The sequence below is a fragment of the Synechococcus sp. MU1655 genome (assembly GCF_023630655.1).
Taxonomy (GTDB): domain Bacteria; phylum Cyanobacteriota; class Cyanobacteriia; order PCC-6307; family Cyanobiaceae; genus Synechococcus_C.
This window is the reverse complement of the sequence record NZ_JAKUHK010000057.1, coordinates 1-8,634: the sequence shown is the minus strand read 5'-3', so window position 1 is coordinate 8,634 and position 8,634 is coordinate 1. Positions and strand designations below refer to the sequence as shown.

Sequence of the window (8,634 nt, the reverse complement as noted above, 5' to 3'; positions counted from 1 at the left end):
TGTATCTGCGCCGGCGGCCAATCGATTCGATTCGTTCACTCGTGCAGGTCAAGCAGCGTTTGGCGCACTTGGTGGGTCTTCAAGAGCCTCCAAACAGCCTCCAGCAAGTGGAGGAAACAGTGGCGGCCCATCACCAATTGCAAGAAGCCTTCGCGCGGTCGCGGCATTTGATCCCCAAGGGGCAGCTGGTGGAGATTGCTTACGACGACTTGGTGCAGTCACCGCTAGAGACGCTGCAGCGGATTTATAGCGCTCTTGAGATTGGCAGCTGGGACAGCGCAAGCGATGCGATTGCGGTCCGCAGTGCCAAGGGCAAGGCTTACAAAGCCAAGCCTGTTGTGTTGGAACCGGTTGCTGAGCAACGCCTGCAGACCTTGCTCAGCTGAGCCGGTGGTTTTTTCTACTGACCGAAAGCCACCTGACAGGCCGCATTGAGCAATTGGGCCTCATTGGCATTCAAGGGAGCTCCGCCGTTGAGGGTGCCGTTGCGGCAATTGGCGTTGAAGCGCACAGTGTCGTAACCGTTGTCGGCTTCAAAACTCACCACATCCCCAGTTGCCGTCACGCTTGGGTAGTAGAGCGAGTAATCAGAGTTTGGGACTTCGAAGTAGCTCACCTGGTTGGATTGAGCTGAATTCACCAAGCTGTTGATGGTGCCAAAGGTGGCCATGCCAGCAAGACCCCAGGCGGCTGCTTGGCCGGGATACCAACGCCAATTGTTGTAGTAGGACCCGCCGTACCAGCCGTTGTTCCAGGGGCGATTGTTCGACCAGCTCGATCCGCTGTACCAACCACTGCCGTAGCGATCCCAGTTGTTGACTGCATCGCGGCGGGTCTTTGAGCGATTGTTCACCCGATCATTGCGGCCGCTCTGGCGTTGATCCGTGCGGCTGGTGCGTCCCTGCTGACGGGAATCAATGTTGCTGCTGCGGGTGTTTTGTCGCGTTCCCCGGTTGTCGATTCGGCTGGTCTGACGTTGATCACGGGTTCCGCTGCGTGAGCTTTGGCGATTGCTGCTCGAGCTGCTGCGTGAGGTTTGGCGGTTGCTGCGGGTGGATTGCCGCGTGCTTTGGCGGCTGCCGCTGTAGGAACTGAAACCTGTGCGTCCACTGCTGGACCGACTGCTGGAGCGGGAACCACTGCTTCGAGAACCACCTCCCCTTGAACCGCCTCCCCTTGACCCACCGCCTCTCGAGCCACCGCCGCCTCGACCACCGCGTTGGCTGATCAGTTGCTCGTCTGTGGCAGATGCTGTTGCCGCCTCAACTGTGAGAACACCATTGGCCTGATAGGCGGAAAGGACTGCGGCTGGTTGCAGCATCAGCAGAACGCCGATCGCTCCTACTAGACCGGTTTTTTTGGCTTTCGATGTCATTTTTGAATCGCCTCCATCAGTCGATCGCAGCCTTGGTCAAAGCAGGTCACATCCACGCGGCCGTTATCTGCGAAAGCCATGCCGATGCGGGTGCGGCCTTGAATGGCATGCCCGCCTTGGATCAGCACATCGGCCAGGAAGGTGGGATTGTTCACACAAAAGGCCTTGTTGTTGAAGCAAAGCTGTTCGGTTTTGAAATTGATGGTGGCGTTTTTGACGGACGTCCACGCCTCGCTATTACTGGCTCGTCCTTCGATGCGGACGTAGGGGTCTTCGATCACGCGGTAGCTCACTGTGCGTGATCCAAAGCGATGGCGATATTCAGTGGAGTCATCTACATCAATCGCCTGCACCTGGCAGGAAAAATTGGGGGAGTTTGGGGTGCTGCAAGTGGTGTTGATCACGTAAAGCTCCTGGGCGAATACCGCTGGAGCGCCAAGGCCGCTGCAGAGCGCCAGCAGAGCTGTCAGCACCTTGCTTCGTTGGGAAACAAGCATTGAAAGGGTGGGTGCGCGGAGGCGTCAGACCTCCATCCCTTCAAGATGGCAAGAGATGTTGCGGTGCGAATTAAATGTGCACCAATGGGATCAATGAACGCCGGCAACGTCTGCACGACTTGCTGCTGGCCCTCTTGGCCCAACAGGGCGATCTGGAGTTGATGGATGCGGACAACCCCTCCGGTTTGGTGGGTGGGGGCAGCCGTGATGCGCCGGCCGATGCGGCCCGCTGGCTGGAGCGCAATCGACGAGTGTTGCAGCGCTATCAAGCGCTGGTGCGTACAGCGGTGACGCTTGATGCCCTGCTTGATGCAGAAGACGGCATCGCTCAGGAACCCTCTTGATGGAGCAGTTGTTGTTCGCGGCCAATGATCAACAGCAGCAAGCTGATCGCAAACAGCAGCGCCGTGATCACCGCCACGACCAACATCGTTCCCGCCAGCCCCTGGGTGTAGGCCTCTCGCAGAAGGTTGAGAAGCTGCTGAGATGCAGCTCCCTCAAGCGAAATTGGGCTGTTGCGCAGAAATAAACGAATGTGCTCATCGAGTTGGGGCAGGTGTTCCAATCCCAGGCCAGCGGCCTGCATGCGGCTGTGCAGATCGTTGAAGCCAAAGCCGCTGATCATCGTTCCGCTTGCGGCGAGCCCAAAGGCAAAGCCCAGTTGGCCGCTGGTGGTGCGAAACGCCAGCACCGACCCAAAACAATCCTCTGGCGCTTCCTGAACAAACAGGGCGGATTGCGGCACGGCCACAAAGGCCAGGCCGAGGCCGGCCAGCATCAAGGCGGGCAGCAATTGCCAGTAGGGCGTTTGCACTTGCACGACCGCGAATAGCGCCAGGCCGAGCACCAGCGCCAGGCTGCCCCCCGCCATTAAGACCAAGGTGCGCCGGCCCGGACCCATCCAGCGTCCTGCATAGATCCCTGCCACGCCAAAACAGATCAAAAAGGGGAGCTGAGCGATGGCCACAGCGCTGGTGCTGTAACCCTGCACCAGCTGCCAGAAGTTGCTGGTTTGCAGTTGCACCACCGCTTGGGCCACATTCCAGCCGATCCCGTTGATCACAGCTGCGGCAAAGAAACCGCGCAGGTAGAGCCTGGGCGGAAAGATCGGTTTGCGGCTGCGACGCTCAATGGTGATGTGCAACACAAACAACAGCAGTCCGCTGCAGGCCGGCAGCCAGAAGCTAGGGCTGCGCAGTCCTAAGGCTGCGTGGTTGATGCCGAATAAAAACAGCACCATGGCGATGGCAATACTCGTCAGGCCGGGGAGGTCGGGCTTGAGGGAGCGATTGCCTGGAATGGCTGGCAGCAGTGTGGGTAAGAGCAGCAGGCTGGCGCTGCAAATCATTGGCACCAGCAAAAAGGACAGGCGCCAATGGATCGTGGCCATCCAGCCACCGATCAGGGAGCCGCTGATGAAGCCCACCACGATCAGCAGGTTCCAGAGGCCCAGGGCGGCGCTCACTCCAGCGGCCGGGGTGACGAAGCGCACGCTGGCAAAGGTGCTGGTCAGCACCGACCCCAGGGCGATGCCTGTGAGGGCTCGGCCGACCAGGAACAGGCCCGCTTCGCTGGACAGCATCGAGAGCAGATTCCCCAACAGAGCCAGCAGCAAGGAGCCGGCGAGCACCCGCCGCCGCCCAAAACGATCGCCGAAAAAGCCCATCACCAACACCGATGCGGCTTGGGCCAAGGTGGAAACGCTCGCACCTAGGGCCAACACAGCGCCATTCATTTGCAAGGCATCGCTGGCTTTCACCAAGGCGATATTCGCCACGCTGGGGTCGATCAGCTGCAGGCTGGCAAGGATGCCCAGATAAGGGACGCAAGCTAGCGACTGCAATTCCCTCAGAGTGCCTATTTTCACTGGGTTCTCACGCGTTCTCAATCAGGGCATGGTCAACGGCGAAAGGGTCTGGGCGTTGCTGCCGGTGCCCGTCCAAAGGATGCAGGGAAGAATGGTTTAGGCGCCTGTTGGCTGGCGGCGCTGGACAATCGATCCCCATGCCTGCTCCTAGCAAGGCCCTGGCTCTTCTGGCCAGTTCTGGCAATCTGGAGCCACTTTCGGCCTCTGCATGGCACCGCTCGGACTGTCCGCATTGCGTTCACGGCTGAGCCGCGGCTCATCAGGGAAGGGCTGGCAACCCCCAGAAGGAAGCTGGAGCCGTTCGTTTGGCTTGGGCTGGCAGACCCCGTTCACGGTGCGGTACGCCAGCAACCTCGACGATGGCCCCTGGCATGGGATGCCCCTTGGTGGCTTTGGATCAGGCTGCATTGGCCGTAGTTCCCGTGGTGATTTCAACCTCTGGCATCTCGATGGCGGTGAGCATTGGTACGGCAGCATTCCCGATTGCCAATTCGCCCTTTGGGAAAAGCAGGGCGATCAGGTGCGTGTCCATGCCTTTGCCACAGAACCAACGCGCGATGACTCCAGGCCGGAGTCAGGCAAGCCGCTGAGCAGCTGGCAGTGGTACCCCGCCAGCACGGAGGAGACCAGCACCGGGACCTATGCCGCTCGTTACCCCCTGAGTTGGAACCATTACGAAGGGGTCTTTCGCACTGAAGTGAGCTGCGAGGCGTTCAGCCCGATCCTTCCTGGTGATTACCAACGCAGCAGTTATCCGGTGGCGGTGTTCCGCTGGACCCTCACCAACCCCACCAACAAGCCTCTAGAAGTGTCGCTGTTGCTGAGTTGGCGCAACACGGTGGGCTGGTTCACCAACACCGATGCATCGGCGGAGGTGCACTTTCGCGATGACGGCAGCCCCGAGCACAACTACGCCCCAGCGATTGGAGATGGCGAGGGCCAGAGCAACCGCTGGATCGATGGCAATGGACTGAGCGGAGTGCTGCTTGATGGCAAGCGTTCAACGCCGGTAGCGGAAGGGGAAGGGCAGTGGTGTCTTGCCCTGCCCGACACGCTGGAAGGGGTGGATCTGATGCGCTGCAGCCGTTGGGATCCCAGTGGTGATGGTGCCGAGCTCTGGCAGCCCTTTGCCGCTGACGGGGTGATCCCCGATAGCAACAACGATCGCGCCAGCCGTAAGGGCGAGCATGCGAGTGCGGCGATCGCCGTGAAACTCACCCTGGCGCCGGGTGAAACCCGAGAGATTCCTGTGGCGATCAGCTGGGATCTGCCGGTCACGAGCTTTGCGACGGGGGTGCGCGACCTGCGTCGGTACAGCGATTTTTATGGCGTTGATGGCTGCCATGCAGCTGCGATTGCGGCAGAAGCACTGCGCGATTGGCGGTCTTGGCATGAGCAAATCGAAGCCTGGCAAGCGCCGGTGTTGGCGCGTAAAGAGCTGCCCGAGGAACTGCGCATGGCGCTGTTCAATGAGCTCTATGACCTCGCCAGCGGCGGCAGCCTATGGACCGCCGCCACCTCGAAGGATCCCTACGGCCGCTTTGGGGTGCTCGAGTGCCTCGATTACGCCTGGTACGAAAGTCTTGATGTGCGTTTGTACGGCTCCTTTGCCCTGCTGCAGCTCTGGCCGGAACTGGATAAGGCGGTGATTCGCAGCTTTGCCCGGGCGATTCCAGCGGCCGATGCCACCCAACGGCCGATCGGTTGGTATTTCACCCAGGGCCGCGGCAGGGTGGAAGCGGATCGCAAGGTGAAAGGGGCCACACCTCACGATTTGGGAGCACCGAACGAGGTTCCGTTTGATGCCACTAATTACACCGCCTATCAAGATTGCAATCTCTGGAAAGATCTCGCCAGTGATTACGTGCTTCAGGTGTGGCGTACGTTCAAATTGGCGCCCACGGGAGAGGACCTCAGCTTTCTGGCGGAGTGCTGGCCTGCGGCGGTACAGGCCCTGCACTACCTCAAGCAATTTGACGTGAATGACGATGGCCTCCCTGATAACGGCGGAGCCCCAGATCAAACCTTTGATGATTGGCCGCTCAAGGGGGTAAGTGCCTACTGCGGTGCGCTCTGGATTGCGGCCTTGGAAGCGGCATTGGCGATGGCGCAACGGCTGCAATTGGAGCTCGGGCTAGACACCGGCGATGAGCAGCACACCTTTAGTGGCTGGTTGGAGCAATCACGCGCCAATTTCGACAAGCTTCTTTGGAACGGTGAGTACTACGACATCGATGCCGAAAGCGGCACGCCGGTGGTGATGGCCGATCAGCTCTGCGGTGATTTCTATGCGCGATTGCTGGGGTTGCCTCCGGTCGTGAGTGAGGAGAACAGCCGAAGCACCTTGAAGTCGATCAAGGAAGCCTGCTTTGACAACTTTGCTGGCGGATCCTTGGGGGTGGCGAATGGCTTGCGCCGCGATGGCACACCCTTGGATCCCAATGGCACCCATCCCTTGGAGGTATGGACGGGGATCAACTTTGGAATTGCGAGTTATTACCGCTTGATGGGTGAGGGCAAAACCGCAGAAGCGATTTGCTCAGCGGTCGTGACCCAGGTGTATGCCGGTGGCTTGCAATTCCGCACCCCAGAGGCAATTACGGCCGTGAACACCTTTCGGGCTTGCCACTACCTGAGGGCGATGGCGATTTGGGGCTTCTGGGCTACGCACACCGATTGGGAAACGATTCCAGGTGCGCAGCGGGGGTAGTCATGCAACTCAGATCGCTGTTCAATCATTGCTGCCACATCAAGTCGCAGCAATGAAAAGAAATGGAGCCGTTGGAGTGAGGATTAAGGCTTCTTGGATACTTCTAATCCCAATCACAATGACTTTGTACTGTGCTTGATCGACTCGGCATTGTGTTGTTTGATAATCTTCGCTTTTGAAAGGCAAGCTGTTGAAATCGATGATTAATGAATCGCAGTAAGACATTAGATTCTCCCTTTGCAGGATTTCTTGGTCTGGTGGGTTCCTGTTGGTCAATTTCTGTTGATTTTTCTAGCAGGGTGTTCTCAATCGGTTGATAAGGCTCTGTGCATTGGTAGCCCACGTGATGCGGTCGGAAGGCAAATGCTGTGTCGCTTGACAGCGTAATTTTGTTTTGTTTTCTGCTTAGATGCAGTTAGTCATAGAAGCTAAGCAGTTGAGTCATGGTTGTGGGATTTGAATTTGCAAGCATAGTTTCAGCGTTCGGACTTTGTGTTGCTGATTGATTTTCCTTCTTTGGTTGAAGGAAAATTTATAGATGGTCATGCTCCTGGAGGGAGTCTGATGATCTGTTGTCAACTTTCATTGGATGGTGCATTGATGCCAGCTTTTGTTTGGAGCTGGTGCTTTTCTGCGACCTCAATTGATCGTTGATGTCTGATTCAGCAACTGCTTGTCTCTGCGCTTATTTTTGTTCTTCAAGACTGAATGATGACTGATTCCTTTTCCAGTGGTGTGACCTATCAGGTCAACCCTGCAGGATCTGATATCACCGATTTTAATCCCACAGTAGATCGTCTTGATTTCGGACAGATTTCTGTTCATGGCTTAATTCTTGGGACGTTGCCTGATGGGACGGCAGGAATTGTTAATCCCTGGGCTGATCAAGTGCAAGCACTTCAGGGTTTGAGGTGGAACGATCTCAGCCTGGATAATCTTGGCGTTGTTGGCAATGAACATCTCCGACAGGATATTGGGGCGGTGCTTTCTTGGGAGCAAAATATTGGCGCGCGTCACTCAGGAACTGTGTATGTGCGCTCCCATCAATTTGGTGTTCAAGAGGTGATCAATGGCTTTGATCCTCAAACTGATAAAATTAATTTTCTCTACACAGGTACACGCGAACGACTGTCTGTTGTTGACACGGATCAGGGGTTGTTGATTCAGTTTCAACCTACAAATCAAAGTGTGCTGTTAACAGGTGTTCAGCGCAGTGATTTGATCGGTGCCAATCTCGAGTTTCATCACGATCAGGTGATGGAGGACAACCTCGAGGTTCCTTTTGGTTTCAGTGCTGAACAGGTGTCCTTGGTCAGTCGAGCTGGTCTCCTCACACCCCTGGCTCCTAGCGGTGCTTCCACTGACGGGGATCAGGTGCGTGTTGGCCTGATGGTGAATCCTGATTCCACGGTGATGGAGATGGAGTCGTCCCACTCCATGCATGACCACAGCAGGCATCATCACTCGATGTCTTCAGGGGGTATGGCTGCCATGAGCAGCGACTCGATGATGGCAGTGATGGTTCCTGCATCATCAAGTTCGGGAGAATTGCAGGCCTCGGTTGCGGGCACTCTTTATTCGGGTGGAATGAGTGGAACCCTCACGCTCTCGAATCTCTCCGATGTTGCATTGACCGAATGGTCGTTCAGTTTTTTGACCAATCAACCCGGCTTTGAGAGTTGGTCGTCTGAATCTTCGGTGACGAATCTTGGTGGCGGTCGTTATCAGGTGTTGTTGACCCCTCCAGCATGGGGTCTTGAAATTCCTGCTGGTGAGTCTGTTGATCTCTCCTTCAATGCCAGCAGCGTGGGCTTGCCAGATTCGGGCGTCCTGACCAATGCGCTGTTGTTTGTTGCCGAGCCTGATACCGGCGTTGTTAGCTCTGCTCCACCAGCAAACGGCGACACATCTTCGCTGACTGTGGATGCAATACCGCCCGTTGTTGAGGCATCGCCTTCTCTTGAGGCTCCATCTCCGGTTGATCCAGCATCTTCTGTGGAGCGATTCCCTGAAATGGATGGGCCCTCCGTGATGGCAGATCTGCAGGGACTTTCTGTATCGGCAACGATCAACGGTGGCTGGTCTGGTGTCTTCGCGGGCGAAATTACCGTTGCCAATCTTGGTGATGTTTCTGCTGGCACCGACTGGAGTGTTGCTCTTGTGATGGATGCACCGCTCACATTGG

The 8,634-nt window shown here is 57.1% G+C and carries 7 protein-coding genes and 1 pseudogene; 4 read left to right on the top strand and 4 right to left on the bottom strand.

The window, feature by feature from the left end; translation table 11 throughout:
* Positions 1-386, top strand: a 386-nt coding sequence (locus NCN04_RS04425; protein ID WP_250395291.1) for a sulfotransferase, incomplete at its 5' end; no start/stop codon positions are given.
* Between the two features lie 14 nt (positions 387-400).
* On the opposite strand, the gene NCN04_RS04420 is transcribed toward NCN04_RS04425, so the two are convergent.
* On the bottom strand, positions 401-1,375 hold the full coding sequence (locus NCN04_RS04420) for a hypothetical protein (RefSeq protein ID WP_250395290.1): 975 nt from the start codon (positions 1,373-1,375) through the stop codon (positions 401-403).
* On the bottom strand, positions 1,372-1,848 hold the full coding sequence (locus tag NCN04_RS04415; protein WP_250395289.1) for a hypothetical protein: 477 nt from the start codon (positions 1,846-1,848) through the stop codon (positions 1,372-1,374). The genes NCN04_RS04420 and NCN04_RS04415 overlap by 4 nt, the downstream gene beginning before the upstream one ends.
* Positions 1,849-1,946: 98 nt before the next feature.
* Between NCN04_RS04415 and NCN04_RS04410 the strand changes: the two genes are divergently transcribed.
* The gene (locus NCN04_RS04410; RefSeq protein ID WP_048346088.1) at positions 1,947-2,216 is read left to right on the top strand and encodes a DUF8678 family protein; all 270 of its coding nucleotides are present in this window, start codon (positions 1,947-1,949) and stop codon (positions 2,214-2,216) included.
* On the opposite strand, the gene NCN04_RS04405 is transcribed toward NCN04_RS04410, so the two are convergent.
* Both NCN04_RS04405 and NCN04_RS04400 read right to left on the bottom strand, forming a co-directional pair.
* On the bottom strand, positions 2,201-3,715 hold the full coding sequence (locus NCN04_RS04405) for an MFS transporter (protein WP_250395288.1): 1,515 nt from the start codon (positions 3,713-3,715) through the stop codon (positions 2,201-2,203). The genes NCN04_RS04410 and NCN04_RS04405 overlap by 16 nt on opposite strands.
* A gap of 31 nt (positions 3,716-3,746) precedes the next feature.
* Positions 3,747-3,923, bottom strand: coding sequence for a hypothetical protein (locus NCN04_RS04400; RefSeq protein ID WP_250395287.1), 177 nt, complete (start codon positions 3,921-3,923; stop codon positions 3,747-3,749).
* A 24-nt stretch (positions 3,924-3,947) separates the two neighbouring features.
* On the opposite strand from NCN04_RS04400, the gene NCN04_RS04395 reads away from it, so the two are divergent.
* Both NCN04_RS04395 and NCN04_RS04390 read left to right on the top strand, forming a co-directional pair.
* The gene (locus NCN04_RS04395) at positions 3,948-6,449 is read left to right on the top strand and encodes a GH116 family glycosyl hydrolase (protein ID WP_250395286.1); all 2,502 of its coding nucleotides are present in this window, start codon (positions 3,948-3,950) and stop codon (positions 6,447-6,449) included.
* 711 nt (positions 6,450-7,160) lie between these two features.
* A pseudogene (locus NCN04_RS04390) lies at positions 7,161-8,634 on the top strand (glycosyl hydrolase family 18 protein); the annotation flags it as partial.